The 17,680-nt window shown below is 42.9% G+C and carries 18 protein-coding genes; 10 read left to right on the top strand and 8 right to left on the bottom strand.

All coding sequences use genetic code 11. From position 1 onward, the window contains the following. The first annotated feature begins 106 nt into the window (after positions 1-106). The 7 genes from BVE84_RS06345 (at position 107) to BVE84_RS06315 (ending at position 4,245) form a co-directional block, all read left to right on the top strand. Complete coding sequence (locus BVE84_RS06345; protein WP_076996224.1) at positions 107-505, top strand: hypothetical protein; 399 nt, start codon at positions 107-109, stop codon at positions 503-505. A 207-nt stretch (positions 506-712) separates the two neighbouring features. Further along, complete coding sequence (locus BVE84_RS06340; RefSeq protein ID WP_076996223.1) at positions 713-1,114, top strand: hypothetical protein; 402 nt, start codon at positions 713-715, stop codon at positions 1,112-1,114. Positions 1,115-1,321: 207 nt separating this feature from the next. Then, on the top strand, positions 1,322-1,720 hold the full coding sequence (locus BVE84_RS06335; RefSeq protein ID WP_076996222.1) for a hypothetical protein: 399 nt from the start codon (positions 1,322-1,324) through the stop codon (positions 1,718-1,720). A gap of 207 nt (positions 1,721-1,927) precedes the next feature. Continuing rightward, positions 1,928-2,335 carry a hypothetical protein gene (locus BVE84_RS06330; RefSeq protein ID WP_076996221.1) on the top strand — a complete coding sequence of 136 codons (408 nt, stop codon included), beginning with the start codon at positions 1,928-1,930 and terminating at the stop codon, positions 2,333-2,335. Beyond that, positions 2,332-3,585 carry a hypothetical protein gene (locus tag BVE84_RS06325; RefSeq protein WP_076996220.1) on the top strand — a complete coding sequence of 418 codons (1,254 nt, stop codon included), beginning with the start codon at positions 2,332-2,334 and terminating at the stop codon, positions 3,583-3,585. Before BVE84_RS06330 ends, BVE84_RS06325 begins: the two co-directional genes overlap by 4 nt. Beyond that, on the top strand, positions 3,564-3,965 hold the full coding sequence (locus BVE84_RS06320) for a hypothetical protein (RefSeq protein ID WP_076996219.1): 402 nt from the start codon (positions 3,564-3,566) through the stop codon (positions 3,963-3,965). The genes BVE84_RS06325 and BVE84_RS06320 overlap by 22 nt, the downstream gene beginning before the upstream one ends. Beyond that, a complete protein-coding gene (locus BVE84_RS06315) occupies positions 3,949-4,245 on the top strand; it encodes a hypothetical protein (protein WP_076996218.1) in 297 nt (98 codons plus the stop codon). The genes BVE84_RS06320 and BVE84_RS06315 overlap by 17 nt, the downstream gene beginning before the upstream one ends. Before the next feature lie 413 nt (positions 4,246-4,658). Here the strand turns inward: BVE84_RS06315 and BVE84_RS06310 are convergent, their stop codons facing one another. The 6 genes from BVE84_RS06310 to BVE84_RS06285 form a co-directional block, all read right to left on the bottom strand. Then, complete coding sequence (locus BVE84_RS06310; RefSeq protein WP_076996217.1) at positions 4,659-5,582, bottom strand: transketolase family protein; 924 nt, start codon at positions 5,580-5,582, stop codon at positions 4,659-4,661. Then, the gene (locus BVE84_RS06305) at positions 5,579-6,430 is read right to left on the bottom strand and encodes a transketolase (RefSeq protein WP_370592832.1); all 852 of its coding nucleotides are present in this window, start codon (positions 6,428-6,430) and stop codon (positions 5,579-5,581) included. The genes BVE84_RS06310 and BVE84_RS06305 overlap by 4 nt, the downstream gene beginning before the upstream one ends. After that, on the bottom strand, positions 6,431-7,777 hold the full coding sequence (locus BVE84_RS06300) for a PTS ascorbate transporter subunit IIC (protein WP_076996216.1): 1,347 nt from the start codon (positions 7,775-7,777) through the stop codon (positions 6,431-6,433). Between the two features lie 528 nt (positions 7,778-8,305). Then, a complete protein-coding gene (locus BVE84_RS06295; RefSeq protein WP_076996215.1) occupies positions 8,306-8,590 on the bottom strand; it encodes a PTS sugar transporter subunit IIB in 285 nt (94 codons plus the stop codon). A 1-nt stretch (position 8,591) separates the two neighbouring features. Next, on the bottom strand, positions 8,592-10,634 hold the full coding sequence (locus BVE84_RS06290; RefSeq protein ID WP_076996214.1) for a BglG family transcription antiterminator: 2,043 nt from the start codon (positions 10,632-10,634) through the stop codon (positions 8,592-8,594). Positions 10,635-10,781: 147 nt separating this feature from the next. Continuing rightward, complete coding sequence (locus tag BVE84_RS06285; protein ID WP_076996275.1) at positions 10,782-11,273, bottom strand: DUF536 domain-containing protein; 492 nt, start codon at positions 11,271-11,273, stop codon at positions 10,782-10,784. 167 nt (positions 11,274-11,440) lie between these two features. Between BVE84_RS06285 and aao the strand changes: the two genes are divergently transcribed. The 3 genes from aao to BVE84_RS06270 all read left to right on the top strand — a co-directional run bounded on the left by aao (position 11,441) and on the right by BVE84_RS06270 (position 15,187). Next, positions 11,441-12,622 carry an aminoacetone oxidase gene (gene aao, locus BVE84_RS06280; RefSeq protein ID WP_076996213.1) on the top strand — a complete coding sequence of 394 codons (1,182 nt, stop codon included), beginning with the start codon at positions 11,441-11,443 and terminating at the stop codon, positions 12,620-12,622. Positions 12,623-12,857: 235 nt separating this feature from the next. Beyond that, positions 12,858-13,568 (top strand): ABC transporter ATP-binding protein, encoded by a 711-nt coding sequence (locus BVE84_RS06275; protein ID WP_076996212.1) that lies wholly within the window; start codon positions 12,858-12,860, stop codon positions 13,566-13,568. Beyond that, positions 13,565-15,187, top strand: coding sequence for a hypothetical protein (locus BVE84_RS06270; protein WP_076996211.1), 1,623 nt, complete (start codon positions 13,565-13,567; stop codon positions 15,185-15,187). The genes BVE84_RS06275 and BVE84_RS06270 overlap by 4 nt, the downstream gene beginning before the upstream one ends. Positions 15,188-16,086: 899 nt before the next feature. Here BVE84_RS06270 and BVE84_RS06265 read toward each other — a convergent pair. Beyond that, the gene (locus BVE84_RS06265) at positions 16,087-16,410 is read right to left on the bottom strand and encodes an AzlD domain-containing protein (RefSeq protein WP_076996210.1); all 324 of its coding nucleotides are present in this window, start codon (positions 16,408-16,410) and stop codon (positions 16,087-16,089) included. Further along, a complete protein-coding gene (locus BVE84_RS06260; protein WP_076996209.1) occupies positions 16,403-17,098 on the bottom strand; it encodes an AzlC family ABC transporter permease in 696 nt (231 codons plus the stop codon). Before BVE84_RS06260 ends, BVE84_RS06265 begins: the two co-directional genes overlap by 8 nt. Positions 17,099-17,680: the final 582 nt, after the last annotated feature.

The raw sequence follows: 17,680 nt of genomic DNA, 5'->3' as shown, positions 1-17,680 counted from the left end.
CTTTTTATAGCATTTACTTAGAAAATAGTGTATACTAATAGTTGCAGATACATCTGTGGCTGGTATACAGGCGAGGGACGATAGTTCAACTTAGGGAGGCTAGAGCATGAAAAAGAAAGCACTCATTTTACTAATCATTTTAGGTGGATTACTTATGGTGTTCAGTATCAATAATCAAAGACAAAAAACTGCAGAAGAAGAACGGAATCGACAATATGAAATTAGCCTAGCCAAGGCTTTGAAGAATAGTTATCGGGATATTAAAGAGATACAGATTAGTAAGCCACATTATGCAAAGCCACCAGGAAGTTGGAGTTGTTCCGTCACATTAACATTTTCCGATGGAGAAATTGTACAGTATGGCATGGGGCATAGCTTATCTGATACAATAAACCGCTCAGGAGTTGTGACTACAGCAGAATCGGAAATACTGTCTTCACATTTTGGAAGTACAGAGGGGAATGTGAGAGTGATATTTTCTGATGGGAGGGAGAGTATTGAGTAATGACATTTAACTATACAGATAAGCAACTAAGTATTGTAAACCGAGGACAGAATGTTTCTAGTGTCCGTCAAGAGTTTGTTAATCGAATCAATTTTGCTTATCTTTTTATAGCATTTACTTAGAAAATGGTGTATAATAATAGTTGCATATAAATTTGTAGCAAGTATACAGTCGAGGGACAATGGCTCAACTTAGGGAGGCTAGAGCATGAAAAAGAAATTACTCATTGTACTTATTATCTTAGGAGGTTTAATAATGGCATTTAGTCTAAATGATAACATACAAAAAAATAAGGAAGCAGAACGGAACCGAAAATACGAAGTTAGTTTGGTCAAAGCCTTAAAAAATACGTATCAAGATTTAGAGGAAATCACGATTATTCGTTCGGGTTTTGAAGAATCTAAACCAGGTGGCTGGTATGCACAAATACTTGTTATTTTTGATAATGGGACAAATATAGAATATGGTATTGGGCATAATATTAGTTATAAAGCAAATGGGTCAGCGATAGCTTCTCAAGCTGTGTCCAATCAATTAAGAACATATTTAGGAAAGACTGAAAGGAAGGTTAGAGTTACCTATTCGGATGGTACGGAGAGTATTGAGTAATGACACTCCAGTATGCAGATAAGCAACCAAATATTTTAAACCGAGGACAGAGTGTTTCTAGTGTCCATCAAAATTTTGTTAATCGAATCAATTTTCCTTATCTTTTTATAGCATTTGCTTAGAAAATAGTGTATAATAATAGTTGCATATAAATTTGTAGTAGGTATCCAATCGAGGGACAATGGCTCAACTTAGGGAGGCTAGAGCATGAAAAAGAAAGCAGTCATTTTACTAATCATTTTAGGTGGATTACTTATGGTGTTCAGCATCAATAATCAAAGACAAAAAACTGCTGAAGAAGAACGGAATCGAAAATACGAAGTTAGTCTAGTTAAGGCTTTGAAGAATAGTTATCGGGATATTGAGAAGATACAAATTAGTAGTCCAGATTACTCAGTTCCTCCAGGGAATTGGAGTTGTACGGTTATGTTAACATTTCAAGATCATACTATAGTTGAATATCGAATAGGACACACACTTTCTGACAAAACTAATAAATCTGCTACAGCAAAACGAGAGGTGCTTGATATATTAAATTATTATGATGGTGTAACCACTTCGGATGTGAGGGTGATTTATTCAAATGGAGAAGAAGGGAGGAACTAATGACGTATAACTATACAGATAGACAACTTAATGAGCTTAATTTTGGTAAAAATGTTTACAGTGTCCATCAAAATTTTGTTAATCGAATCAATTTTGCTTATCTTTTTATAGCATTTACTTAGAAAATAGTGTATACTAATAGTTGCAGATACATCTGTGGCTGGTATACAGGCGAGGGACGATAGTTCAACTTAGGGAGGCTAGGGCATGAAAAAGAAAGCAGTCATTTTACTAATCATTTTAGGAGGATTACTTATGGTGTTCAGCATCAATAATCAAAGACAAAAAACTGCTGAAGATGAACGGAATCGACAATATGAAGTTAGTTTAGTCAAGGCATTAAAAAGTAACTATGATAACATTAGTGAAATAATAATTAAAGATGTAGAATTTGAGGATAAACCCACTAATTGGCATTGTCAATTAGTAGTATCATTTCTCGATGGTAAGCAGATACAATTTGGCACAAGCTACAATATATCAACAAACAAGTTTTCAACTGCTGGAATAAAGCGAAAACAGAATGGTGATTGGGAATATTTACAATCTCACAGAGGGGAGACAGTATCAGCAATAAAAATCATTTATTCAAACGGAGAGGAAGGTTTTCAATGAGTTTTCAATACACGGACAGACAATTAAATAGTCTGAATCAAAGTGAAAATGTTTACAGTGTTAATGAAAATTATGCTAAAAGAAAAGATCTTGACCTTCTTACTAGCTCAGAAAAACTTCAAGTTTGGGAAAAGAATACGATAGAAATTGATAATCAACAATTCAAGGTCATCAAAACCCATTCCGATCCTTGGACAGGATTTGACGGTATGGCAGTCGCGCCAATCGTGGACGGGGAACCTGACTATAGTAGTGTGGCAGTCATCGCAGCAGCTACAGATATTCAGACGATTGATTTGGCAACTGCTATCTTTGGTGATACAGATCGGAAGAGAAACAAGGGGCATTACCTATCCCCTCAGTATCGAGCGGCAGATGCTTTTGTCCAAGAGGTGCTAGACGACAAACGGGTGAAACAAGTGACCCAATTATCAGGCTACTCCCAGTCTGCCTATATGCTAAAAGTAGGAGCAAAGCACGGCATTCCAACCACTACCTTCAATGCCTGGTTTCACTACGGCTCCTTGAGCGAGGAGGAAAAGGACTTTATCCGAACGCATCCCGGCTTCTTTATTGACTATCGAAAGAGGGAGGATCGTGTCGTGGCATTCGGTCCAGGCAATGACCCGACTTGGAGTGGTTATGATGAGAGCCTCGGTACCATTTATTGGGCAGATGGCGCGAGCCATGACATAGGCGATTGGGAATTTGACGAAAAGACTGGGCAGGTCGTAGATGCAAAGACTGGAAAACCGATTATCAGTGGCTCTGCAACTGCTTTTGCTCAAAGTGCCCGCCAGATGTCACAGTTCAACTCCTTGAAGTCCAAATGGCAGAAAACAGGCGGAGGTTTGAGTTCAGAGGAAACAATCTTTCTGGATGTAGCTCAAAGCGCCATTGTCGGTTCCGCCATGACAGGAGCTGCTAAAGCCGGTCTGGAGGATGTGACAAGTTTGAAAGATAAGGCAGTTCAAGAGGTAGAGGCTCTCTGGGCTAATCTTGATTTTTCCATCTATTCCCATCTTTCTCCTTGGGAAGTAGAGGAGATTTTTGCTTCTTGTGGTGTGACCTATGAGAAAATAGTGGGCGATTTTCAGATTTATGCAGAGGAGAAAGTGAAACAGATGAAAGACTTGTCCACTACTTTTGATAGCCTGAAAACCAAACTGGATAGTGCTGTGGAAGAGCGGATCACCCTAGACAATCAACTGGCAGGAGAATTTAAAACATGGTACAAGAAAGAGTTTTAGATCACCTACTAGCCTCCATTCGTCAAAAAGAGCGGGAGCTTCTCGAGCAAGAAGAGTCCTACTACCGCAGCAAGAAAAGACTAGAAGAGAGGGGCTGGGACTTGGATGACCGTTACCGTCGTCTCTCTAGTATGTTAGAACAAGAACAGGAAAAGATGAAGTACTTGCTGGTCCGCCATGAGGCTCATCAAGGCGAAGCCGAGAGCTTCTATCGGAAGGTGCAAAACATCCAAGATGAAGCCGAATGGGTTCGTAAGAAGATGTACCATACCTTAGAGGAAGAAATGGAGGAAACCAGGCGCCAATTTTATCGGGAGCGTGATCAAATAGAGCAAGCACTACAGGATCTACGGAGGAAATACAATGACCTTGATGACTAATTATTATTCACAAGAAAATTACGAGGGAGAGCTTGCTGAAATCATCCGCTCCTTGCAAAAGCAAGCTGCTCAGGTGCAGGCGGGTCTTCTTCAGAAAAGCCAGCAGAAGATTCAGCAGGAGTTTGATACGGACGGAAAGAAGAGTACTCTGACGACTCAAATTGCCATGAAAAACATCTATGAGCAGATTGATACAGCTATCAAGGGAAAGGCGGGCCAGGCTCTCAAAGAGACCCTGGAGAGGACACTCCCTCAGTATGATAAGGTGTTCCCTGGATAGAAAACACCGATACTATGGCTATTCTGCTTGTCTTTTATCCCTTCAACGATGGGGAAAAGCCGAGAACTTTCTTATTTCAACTACCTTAGGCTAGCTTCCTAGCCTGCTTTTGATTGTCATTGAGTATCCGATGAAAAAATCACTTCTGTTGAGGTGATTTTTTAGGATTTCTCTACTCAAATCAACAAAGTCTGCGTTTCATTCTCAACGAAAATCAAAATCAGACTAACTTTCACCACTTCTATACTCATTAAAAATCAAAAGCAAACTAGGAAACGCATTATGTCATGCCCTAGTTTGATCTTTTCCCTATCTTCCATCAAAGAAGACCTAGCCTGTAAATATGACTAGGTCTTGTTTGGTATCTAATACTATCTACGCTTGAAATAAAGGGAACTACTAACCCATCCCTTCTAGGCTAGCGCTATCCTAACCTGCTCCGCAATCTTTTCCGCGGTGAGGCCATAGACTTCCAAGAGGTAGGCTTGTTGTCCCACTTGTCCGAAGGATTCATCCACTCCCACACGATACACTGGGGTATTTGGACTGGCACTTACCAGTTCACAAATGGCGCTACCAAGACCGCCTATACGGTTGTGATTTTCCGCGGTAATCACTGGGCTTCCTACCAGCAAATCGCGCACATCTGCATGAATCGGCTTCACCCTAAAGAGGTCCATAACCTGAACAGCAAGTCCTTCCTTTGCCAGGCTATCAGCTGCTAGTAAGGCCTGCTCCACCATGATGCCACTTGCAACAATGGTCGCATCTGAGCCTTCTCGCAATATACAATACCCCTTGCTAAAATCTTCATCCCCCCGATAAATAGCCACTGGGGCTTTACGAATCGTGCGGATATAGTTCAGTCCCGTGTCCCTTAACGTTTCCTCTAAAACTGCTCGGAATTGAATATCATCGCTCACTTCATATACACGCGCTTTCGGAATCAGGCGCATCAAACCAAGATCTTCAAAAGGCATGTGGGTTCCGCCATTCATTTCAGCAGACACACCGGCATCTGAACCAATCACCGTCGCGTTCAACTGGGCATAGCCTAGAGAGAGAAAGACCTGATCAAAGACACGGCGACTGGCAAACGGTCCAAAGGTATGCAGATAGGGCTTGTAACCTAAAATAGATAAACCAGCCGCCACGCCTACCATCTCCTGCTCCATAATCCCTACATTGACATAGCGCTTCCCAAGGACATCTGATAGCTTATTAGTTGCCATGGAGCTAGACAAATCAGCTTCTAAAGCAACTATTTCTTGCTTGTTTTTTCCCATTTCAGCAAGGAAGTTGCTATACACCAAACGCATTTCGTTTGTTTGTCTCATTGTATGACCTCCACTTCTTCGACTAATGACTGAGCCACCTCTTCCAAGTCGGCTAGTAGTTGCCCTGACAGACGCAAGTGATGGTTGCTTTCCATCTCCTCAAGAAACTCCACCCCTTGTCCTTTCACCGTATCAAGCACGATACACTTCGGACGGGACGAGGCACTGTCTTTCATCGTCTGAACGACTGCAAGAATCGCTTTGATACTGGCTCCATCCACACGAACGGCCTCCCAACCAAAAGAGGTAAATTTCTCTACAAAGTCAAAGGTTTGGCAGATTTTAGCAGTTCGACCATCTAATTGCTTCTTATTGTCGTCAACAAAAAGAAAGAGGCGGGATAATTGCTGGTGGGCCGCAAATTGAGCGGCTTCCCAACACTGCCCCTCATTCAACTCTCCGTCTCCCACTAAGGCATACGTATAGTAAGGAGAAGCTACCATTTTCTTCCCGTAGGCAATCCCCGTGGCGACACTCATCCCTTGTCCAAGTGAACCTGTCGTCATATCGATACCCGGCGTCAAATTCCGATCAGGGTGAGACGGCAGGTGGGTTCCATTACGATTGAGAGACCAAAGAAAATCTCGGTCAAAGAAACCTTTCAGGTACAGGGCGCTATACAAGGCAGGACCTGCATGGCCTTTTGAAAGGACGAAGTGGTCGCGCTCCTTAGAAGCGAAATTCTGGATAGTAACATCCAGAATTTCACCGTATAGAGCGGCCAGCACTTCCACAGCTGACAAACTGCCACCATAATGACCAAAACCAAGTTGATTTAAGGTTTTAAGGGTATGATAGCGAATTTCTGTCGCAAAGCGTGTTAGTTCTTCTAGCCGTTTTGTCATCATTTATCCCTCTTTCTTTTCCTTCGTAAATACTGATAGAGCAAATAGCAAGGCCAAGACGGCAAAGATACCAATCGAAACGGTCATCACTCCACCATTTTCTGCTAGGAGACCAAGGAAAATCCCCGACAAACCAAAGTCCGCATCAGAGAATGTCGACCCTGTAAATCCAAGACTTCCCATAACTGGAAGTAGGAAAACTGGTAGGAAGCTAATTAAAATTCCCTGCACGAAAGAGCCAATGACTGCACCACGAACCCCTCCAGAAGCATTGCCTATAACACCTGCCGTTGCACCACAGAAGAAGTGAGGAACAACACCCGGTAAAATCACAACGCCTCCTGTTGCAATCAAGATGAACATGCTGACAATACCACCAACAAAACTAGAGATAAATCCAATCAACACAGCATTTGGTGCGTATGGGTAAACGATTGGACAATCTAAGGCCGGTTTTGAATTTGGCACTAACTTTTCAGAAATCCCCTTGAAGGCAGGGACGATTTCTGCCAGAATCAGCCGTACACCAGATAGGATGACAAATACACCTGCTGCAAAAGTCCCACCAAGAGTAAGGGCATAGACCATACTATTGGTCCCATTACTCAAATTCTCCTTAATATAATCGCCACCTGCAAAGAAGGCAACAATCATATAGATGACAGACATAGAAATCGCAATACTTACGGTACTGTCACGCAAGAATGCCAAGCCCTTAGGGAATTGAATATCTTCTGTTGATGTTGATTTGTCTCCGACAAGACCACCGATAAATCCGCTGAGCCAGTACCCCAGCGAACTAAAGTGACCGAGTGCCACCTTATCGTTGCCCGTCAACTGCACCATGTATTTTTGAACAAAGGCTGGTGACAGGGTCATAATCAAGGCAAGAGCCAAGCCACCCATGACAATTAGACCGACAGAGGTAAAACCTGCCACAGACATGATCACCGCAATCATACAGGCCATATAAAGTGTATGGTGACCGGTCAAGAAGATATACTTAAAGCGGGTGAAACGAGCAATCAAAATATTGAAAATCATGCCGAGTAGCATAATCAAAGAGGTTGCTGTCCCATACTCTGTCAAAGCAACCGCTACGACCGCCTCGTTATTTGGCACAACACCTGTCAAATGAAAGGCATGCTCAAACATTTGTCCAAATGGCTGTAAAGAATTTTGAATAATGCCGGCTCCACCTGACACAACTAGAAATCCAACAAAGGTCTTAATACCACCTTTCATAATATCCGAAAGTGGCTTCTTTTGCAAAAGCAATCCCAAAATCGCAATCAAAGCGACTAAAATAGCCGGCGTCTTTGCAATATCAATTAAAAAATCTAACAACATAATCCTCTTCCTCCTATTCTAAGATACAAAGGGCGTTTGTTACGAGCAAGGCTCGTTCTATTTCCAACCTTCAACAGTCTAGTCCCAGACTGGTTGACACGAGTGGCACTCCTCTATTTCCAACCTTCAACAGTCTAGTCCCAGACTGGTTGACACGAGTGGCACTCCTCTATTTCCAACCTTCAACAGTCTATTCCCAGATTGGTTGACACGAGTGGCACTCCTCTATTTCCAACCTTCAACAGTCTAGTCCCAGACTGGTTGACACGAGTGGCACTCCTCTATTTCCAACCTTCAACAGTCTATTCCTAGACTGGTTGACACGAGTGGCACTCCTCTATTTCCAACCTTCAACAGTCTATTCCTAGACTGGTTGACACGAGTGGCACTCCTCTATTTCCAACCTTCAACAGTCTATTCCTAGACTGTTGAAGCAACTCCTAGACAAAATAGGCAATCAAACCTAAACCAAATTAGCCGTCTATCCCTTTTCTGAACCCCCAACTCACACAGTGAGTAACGTAGACCTTAGACCAGTCCTTTCTCCTGACAAATTGCTGTGACGAGTTCTTTTAGTTCCTCCATATCAATGATGCTATTTAAGACACGAACATCTCCCAGATGAGTGGCAGAATCTGCCAGATCCCGACCAACAATCCATACATCTGCCTCACTTGGTTGTGCACCGCCCAAGTCATAATGCTCGACGTTCACATCTGAAACGCCTAAATCCCTCAAGACTGATTCAATGTTCATCTGTACCATGAAACTTGACCCCAACCCTGAACCACATGCAGTACCAATTCGTAACATATTAGTTAACCTCCTTTATTAAGTCTGCTATATCATCAAAGCCATTTGCTTCGATGAGTTGTTGAATATTTTCTTCCTTTCGTAAAATGGCTGTTAGACCAGAAAGTGCCTTTAAGTGAGTCTGGTTATCAATGGCAGCAATGCAGATAAACAGACGAATTTCATGCGCTTTGTCGTCTAGTAAATAGACTGGCTTCTCCAAGGCTAACATCGACATCCCAATGTGATTTACCCCGTCTTCCGGACGCGCATGAGGAATGGCAACACCTTTACCCAAATCAATAAAAGGACCAAAGGCTGTCACCTTGTCAATCATAGCAGCAATATAACTCTCTTCTATCGAACCATTTGCTACCAGCGGTTGCGCTGCTAGGGCAATCGCTTCTTTCCAATCCAGACTCTCACTAGAGCGTTGGAAGGTCTCTTTCGTAATAAGTTCGCCTAACATAGGACTTCGTCTCCTTCGTTCATAAGATTTTTGATTCATGAATTGAACCAACTCATATTTTAAGGACTGTTCTCGATGAATCGTCGCATACTTACTAATCACCGACAACAACTGTTCAATTTCAATCGGGAAATAACCTGCATTGGGAAAATGCTCACTGACCAACTGGAACAAATCTTTCTTTTGACTAGCGGTCATCAACTGAGGGACCAAAAAGAAGGGCAAGCTAGTATCCAACTTAATCGTCGCAAATACCATATCGTAGGCTTCGTCCTGGCTTTCTTCAAATTCTTTCAGTGAATGCGTATCCGCAAAGGAAATATTTGGAAACAGTTGGCGGAGGCTTTCTTTCACAATCAAGGAAGAGCTGACACCATTTGGACAGACGACCAAGGCACGGTAGCGAAAGGGACGCTCTTTTTGAGCCTCAATATAGCCACCAAAATGAATCACAAAATAGGATACTTCACTATCTGGAATGACAAATCCAAGATGGGCTTCCAAAGGAGCCAAGGCTTTTTGTACCAACTGGAACAAGTCCCTATGCTCCTCTTTAATCACACCCGTATAAGAATTGACACTGACCAACTGCGAAGTCAAACGATAGTAAGCTGGTATCAGGTGGCGTTGTAAGCCCTCGATCATTTCCGGACGATTATCAAATTCAATCAGCGATAAGCGCTCCATCTCCTCGACAATTTCTACTGTCAGCTGATAAAAAAGACTATCTTTTTGCTCGAGACTCCCTTCTAAGCACCCTTGTAAAAGTTGGGCTAAGTAAGCCTTGAAGGGAGCTGACAAGGATTGGGTCAACCCTTTTTGTAGTTCTAAAATACCCCAGAGCTGCTCGACAAATTCTTGGATAAAGGCAAAGGTTGTTGCCGTCTCCCAGTTTATCTCAATCTGAACTCGCTCCCTACGAATCGCTAGAAATTGCAAGAAGTAAAGATACTCATCCAGACGGTCTTCCAAAGCTGACACTTGATAGTATTGACAGGCCTGCTGACTCGTTTTTTTCAAAAGATCAATAACATTGTTTTCCTGCCAAGACTGCAGTACATAATCAAGCGCCCAAAGTCCAATAGAACTCTGCAAGCAATCACTAATGGCATAAAGAGCTAGGCGGTGCTTGTCTTTTTCTCGACCGTTTAGATGATAGCCACGCGATCGTGTATAATCAAAGGAGACTCCAAAATTTAAGCAAAGCTCTTTTACCTGTTTGATGTCCGACAACGTCGTATTGCGACTGACACTCAAGAGGTCTTGATAATGCACATTGGAAATAAAATCTTTCCGAATAAAGGTATAGAGATAGATAAGGACCAGCCGCTCTTCTTGTGACAAGTAAATCTGCTTGTTCCGAAACAAGTCAAAAATCTGATAACTTTCCTCCAGTAGAGCCTCTGGTATCCGATAGTTTCCATCCTTCTCTTCAATCACTGCAAAATCATGCGCTTCCAGCACCTGATTGACTTGCTGTAAACTCGTCAATAACTGTTCCTTTTCAATCCCGGTCTGAATACTCAGTTCATATAGACTCATCTGTTGATTGGCAAACAATTCCATCAAGATTGCAATGGTCCGGTTATCAATCATATCAACCTCCTTGCTTTTATTGTAACCCGTTTCATTTTAAAATTCTAGCTTCTTTGAGCCCAATTTCAAGCTCCTCCCTCACCCTCATCATTGGGCTGTTCTTCTTGCAAAAGAAAAAAGTCTGAGACAGTTCTCGTCCCAAACTCCTTATCGTCCCAATAACCGTGCCCAAAAACCTTTTGCTGTCTCCTGCGCATGCGCCTTTGCTTCTTCCAATTCCAACTTCAACACATCCTTGTCTTCCATGGCTTTCAAGGTTAGTTGTTGTTGCTGATCCAACTGCTTGTCTTTTTCAGAAATCTGAATATCCTTCACTCGCAGTTGTTCATCCTTTTCAGCAAGCTGTTGGTCTTTGACTTCCAGTTGTTTATACAAGCGGCTGATCTCATCGTTTTTTTCATCCACTAGGATTTCCATCAGCTCACGTTGCTTAACCTCTTCGCTAATCGGTTCGTCCTCAAAAATGGTGGTTTTGTAGATTTCTTCTAACTTGACAAGACCTGCCCGATTGACAACTGTCACACCCTTCTCATTTTTTTCAACGAACTCCTCTGGAAGAGATTTGACGCGGTTGTTCATCGCCTGACGGCTGACCCCTAAAATCTCTGCTAATTCGCTGACTGTCTTTTCAATTCTCATAATATCCTCAATGACTTGATTTTTTCTTGTTTGTATCATTAAAATATTACCACAACCACCTAGTCCTGTCAAATTTTCCTACCATATCAGGTGGGTTTCCAGCCCTTTTTATGGTACAATGAACAGTAAAAACGAACGATGAATCACGATTGGGGAAAGAATAGCTTATGACGCATTTTGATACGATTATTATCGGGGCAGGCCCCGCCGGTATGATGGCTGCTATCGCAGCAAGTTTCTACGGTCAATCTACTCTACTTCTTGAAAAAAATAGACGGATCGGCAAAAAATTAGCAGGAACTGGTGGTGGACGTTGCAATGTAACCAACAGTGGGAGTCTCGAGGATTTACTCGCGGGTATTCCTGGAAATGGACGCTTCCTTTACAGTGTCTTTTCTCAATTTGATAACCACGATATTATTCATTTTTTTGAGGATAATGGTGTCAAACTAAAAATAGAAGACCACGGTCGCGTCTTTCCAACGACAGACCGTTCGCAGACCATTATCAAGGCCTTGGAGACGAAAATGCTCCATCTAGGAGTCGACATTCGGACAAATACAGAGGTCCTCTCTGTCAAGAAAATGGACCAACTCTTTCATATTAAGACCGCAGGGCAACTCTTCACATGTCACAAGGTCATCGTCACAACAGGTGGAAAAGCCTATCCCTCAACTGGTTCCACTGGATTTGGGCATGACATTGCTCGCCATTTTAAACTAGCCGTCACCGAGATTGAGGCGGCTGAAAGTCCCCTACTGACCGACTTCCCTCACAAGGCCCTCCAAGGGATTTCCCTTGATGATGTCAGGCTCCGCTGTGGTAAGCACGTCATCACTCACGACCTCTTGTTTACCCACTTTGGACTCTCTGGTCCTGCCGCCTTGCGCCTGTCTAGCTTTGTCAAGGGAGGAGAGACGACCTACCTAGATGTCCTACCAGAGAGGAGCCAAGAAGAGCTACTTGCCTTCTTAGAGGAAGAAAGAGAAAAATCCCTCAAAAATATCTTGAAAACCTTGATGCCAGAGCGCTTAGCCGAATTTTTTACAGCTTCCTATCCACTCAAAATAAAGCAACTCTCGCCAAAAGAACGAAACCAACTTGTATCAACCCTTAAAGCGTTACCGATTCCGATTACAGGAAAGATGTCACTCGCTAAATCATTTGTGACCAAGGGTGGCGTTGACCTCAAGGAAATCAATCCCAAAACCCTAGAAAGTAAAAAGGTCCCAGGACTACATTTTGCAGGAGAGGTCCTCGACATCAATGCCCATACAGGTGGTTTTAATATCACTTATTGTCTCTGCACTGGCTGGGTTGCAGGAACGCAACCGATACCGCTTTCATAAAATTCAAGATTTCCTTGAATTTTTTTGTGTGTTAGTGTATGATAGATATAGGACAAAGATACAGTTGTCAGATACTACTCTTCAAACCAGCTCAAGCCTCCTCTTGCTCTACTTCACGGTGGCCACTTGCTCTCGCAAGCTCTATCCCATTCTCCATCAGGAAAGCTAGTCTGATATTGATTTTCGTTGAATATAATAGCACCCCCTCTCTTCCCCTAGAAAAGGAGCATTTATTATGAAATTAACCCTCAACTCTATTTCCAAACGTTTTGATCAAACGGTTATCCTCCAAGACACCTCCTTTGTCTTTGAACAGGGGAAAATTTATGGACTACTGGGTAGAAATGGAGCCGGAAAAACCACCCTCTTTAACTGTATCGCTCATAATCTTGTACTAGAACAGGGCAGTATTCAATTAGAAGAAGAGGGGCAGTTGCGAGACTACGATTCCGTTGAAATTGGTTTTACTCAAACTTCTCCACAACTACCTGGCTTTATGACAGCCTTTGAATTTATCCGCTTTTACATGGATATTCACAGGGATAGGCTCCGCCACCAGCACAGCCCCAAAGGCTGGCTAGAGCTCATTGGTATCCAGGCAGCAGACCAACATCGCCTGCTCAAGGATTTCTCCCACGGCATGAAAAACAAGGTACAACTACTACTTTCCCTGATGGTGCGCCCCACTGTTCTGTTGTTAGACGAGCCACTGACCTCATTTGACCCTGTCGCTGCTCATGAGTTCAAACACCTCATCCGCGAGGCTAAAAAAGATTCTATCATTATCTTTTCTACCCATATCCTCCAGCTAGCTCAAGACCTCTGCGATGAGATTGTACTATTGCATCATCAGAGTCTGAAAGCTGTACCAACCGAACGCCTGCACGACGCTCACTTTGAACAAGAAATCGTTGCCTTACTGACCGATAACGAGGGGGCGCTATGAAAGATATACTCTGTTATACCTGGTATCAAGCAGCCTTTCAGCTCAGCAAGCAGATTAACGGCCTCTTCTACTACCTCCGAAAAATCCCACTGCTAGGTTCGTTAATCCCTGAAACAATCTATAGCTCCTACAGGTTCAAAAAAGGACTCTTTTATCTGTTCACCATCCTTTCCATCCTCACGCGTTTTTTGGCTAAATTCATATGGCTGACAATCTATGTGGGGATAGCAAATACCATTCTCACTATTACCCTGACGACTAGCCCAGCCCTCCTCCCTCTTCAGCAGGAGAGCTTCCTCCTAGGTTTTGCTATATGGTTCAGTATAACAGGGCTCATGTATCGCTTGTCGCAAGGATTTGAATCTGTTATTTCAAAGGCAAATCGAGAATTTTTGAGGGATTTTATGCTCTCGCAAAGACGGTTCTTACAGAGTCAATTACTGGTAGAGCCTGTCTTGCACAGCCTAGCCTATATTCCTGCCTGGATTGTCTTGAGTATGCTGGCACATCAGTGGCTCATTTTACCCGTCGGTCTTTTGATTATTCCAACCGCACAACTAGCAGGATATGCTTGTCATTTCTGGTTCTGCAAACACCATATCTGGGTGAGACGCTGGTCTTGGCAAAATTGGGTTCTTCTCCTACTTGGTCTCACCCTTGCCTTCCTCGCCTTTCTCCAGCGCAATACTCTCAATACCTACTTTCTACTTGTACTCCTACTTATCCAAATCCCAATTCTTTTTATCAGCCTCCGCTCGGTCCTAGCATTTGACAAAGTGACGGAATTTCTCACCTTCCGTATGGAAGAATCGCTTGCCTTAGACAAGAAGATCCTTCAGATGACTCAGGGCAATGAATATACCCGGCAGGGACTCCTCATGCAGGAAACATTGCGTCTAAGGAAACAAAAAGACCTGTCCCACCTGACGGGTATGGCCTACCTCAATGCCCTTCTTTTCCAGCGTTACCAGCATATCCTCATAAAGAGATTGAAAAAACGCCTAGCCTTTTTGCTACTGGTTCCTATCCTTTTTACAACTATTGCATTATTTTTGCACGAACCGTTCAAACTCCCTGAAAAGGGCTTGATCCGGCTTCTCCCCATGACACTCATGGTGATGTATGCTGGTTCCCTCGGCAAGCAAATCACCCAGATGGTCTTTGTCAACTGTGATATTGCCATGCTCCACTATCCATTTTATCGAGAACCTAAAACAATTCTAGCGGGCTTCAATTATCGCTTTTTTCAAACACTAAAATTAAATAGCATTTTCGCCCTTGCTCTCTTTTTCATCATTCTAGCCATGGGACACTTTCAGTATTCTTGGCAACTTATCTTACTGACAGCCTACCTTATCCTTAGCAGCACCTTTCTCTTCTCCTTTCACGACCTCTTTATCTATTATATCCTCCAGCCCTTCACTCAGGACATGGAAGTCATCAGTCCTCTCTATCGCATTCTCAGCGGCTCCCTCTATTGGTTAGCCTATCTCAATACCCAACTCAGGGTAGCAAACCCTCTGTATATCTTCGGTCTGTCGTTCGCTATCTGTCTCTATGTCGGAATCGGCTATCTCATCCTACTCAAAAAAGCCCCGAAAACCTTCCGTTTGAAGTAAACGAAGATACAAAGCCCGTTAAGAACTCAAAGCGAAAATAGGAAATCTGACGAAGAAGTTGAGAGAGTTTGCTGAAGCAAACTCCTATTTCCCGCCTTCAAAGGTATACTATACCTTTGAAGCTAGGAAGATTTGTCTTTTTCGCACAGAGTTTAGGGCGTGTTCAATTACAAGATACAAAGGGCGTGTAAAAAGCGACTGAAAAATAGGAAATCGAAGCAGGTTGTCTTGCAACCAATGAGATTTATCCCAAAGGGATTCTCAGCTGTAATCAGCTAAAGCTGAAACAGCTGTCTATCTTTTTTCCGAGCTTTTAGCCCGTGTTCAGTTAAGATATGAGGACGTTAAAAGGTCTAAGCGAAAATAGGAAATCTGACGAGTGAAAACCTCCGGTGGAGGTTTTCAGCTTATTTCCTAGCTTTCCTGCTTCTTGGCTCAAACTTCTGTGGTCACTTTCGTGTTTCTAGGTGACCAGTTGAAACAGTTCACCGAACTGTTTCAATCTCAGCTGTAATCAGCTAAAGCTGAAACAGCTGCCTATCCACTAAAGGGATTCTCATCTGTAATCGGCTGAAGCCGAAACAGCTGCCTATCTTTTTCCGAGGTTTTAGGCTGAACTCAATTACACAAGATGTGAGGACGTTAAAAGGTCTAAGTGAAAATAGGAATTCTGACGCAGAGTTTAGAGACTCTAGAAAGAATTATCTTTTTCACACAGACCTTAGTCCGAACTCAATTACAAGATACAAAACCCGTGAAAAGCTCAAAATGTACCTTAATATAGAAGAAACTATCCACTGGATAGTTTCTTCTATATCCATAAGTGAACATCGTTCACAACGGCTATGGAAAAATAGGAAACTTGACCAAGTAGCCTTTTGATTTTGAAAGAATATAAATCAGAAAAGAAGGCGTAGAATCGCTGTAACGATGACACCGACGATAACGGCTAGAAAGATATTCTTCGTCTTTAGGACGACAGCAAATGTCGGAACCAAAGCCAGAGTCTCCACCGGTAGTATCCCCGGAATACTCCCCACTCTCTCATCAACAATACTGGATAAGGTCAAGGCAAAAATGATGGAAAGTGGCAAAAAGCGCAAAAATTTCAAGGCAAGTGGTGGTAGGGATTTGCCCTTGGTTAAAGCAAAGGGTAAGACTCTCGGCACCCAGGTGACCACCAAGGCAACTAGGATGGCCAATAAAATATAGCGATTATTCATCTATCATCACCCCCACAAGACAACCAATCAAGGTCGCAATCAGAACTCCGATATAGGCTGGGACTAGCATGACTAGCCCCATATACGCCCCAAAGACTCCCAACAATATCAAAACAATCTTCTTCAGAGAAATGTGCCTAGACATGGCTTCTAACTGACCGACAAAGATTCCTACAAACATAGCGATTAAAGCAAAATCAAGCCCCAGCTGTTCAGGATTTGGAAAAAGACCCCCAATAAGATTACCCAAGATAGTGAATACCACCCAAGAGATATAGCTGACCATATTATTACCATACATCCAACAAGGTGACACCTGCGGGGCTTCCATGTGCTTGCGCAACAGGACACCGTAGGATTCATCTGTCAAAAAAGAGCCTATAAAAAGGTTCGACCTTAAACTATTTCCCTGAAATAGGGCTGCCGTATGCAGGCTTAATAGAAGGTGTCGCAGATTAACAAAAAATACCGTTACCCCAATCGATAGCAGGGGTGCCCCCGCTGAGATCAGCGCACACATGACAAACTGGGCACTTCCAGCATAGACCAGTAAGCTCATCAGTCCCATTTCCAGCGCTGAAATGCCTGAATTGACCGACACAATCCCACAAGCCAAGCCAATACTTGCATAGCCTAAGACCGTTGGGACAGCATCGAGCATCCCTTCTCTGACCATCGTTTTTCTCATACATTCTCCTCTTCTAGTTCTTAGTCGCTCTCTAGTATAAGCCAGAAAAAATCTATCGTCCATCTTTTCAAAACACGTTCATATTCCCATTCAAAGAACAGATAGCTATCGTTGATGCTACATGAGTATGTATCCCACCCCAATATAGTCTTTTAGTACTAGGCAACGAGCTGCAGGTTGCTTCAACAGTCCAATGACTGTTGAAGGTTGGAAATCATACTGACGATAGTCAGTAACAATCGTAGAGTACGGCAAAGCGAGTTCCAATCATCTGGGAGAGTGAAACAGTTCGGTGAACTGTTTCAGCCTGAGCCTAGAAATTTGAGAGCGAAGTGGACAAGGTTGGAAATAGGGAAACGGAGTTTCTAACGACCACTTTTTTGATGAAAGGTGGTAGGCTGAAAACCTCCACTGGAGCTTTTCACTCGTCGAAGGAATAGAAGATAGACTAAATGACTGATATGTAAAGCCCTTTGTCAAGTAAAAACAATCGAACTGATAAAAAATGAAAAGTATCTAGAAAGAGCCTAGTTCTTAGCTTCGGGCATTGGCCACTCTGATATTCGTGGATTGGTTACCTAC

Source organism: Streptococcus azizii, assembly GCF_001984715.1.
Lineage (GTDB): Bacteria > Bacillota > Bacilli > Lactobacillales > Streptococcaceae > Streptococcus > Streptococcus azizii.
The sequence above is the reverse complement of the archived record's forward strand: the minus strand, read 5'-3'. Positions and strand labels throughout refer to the sequence as shown.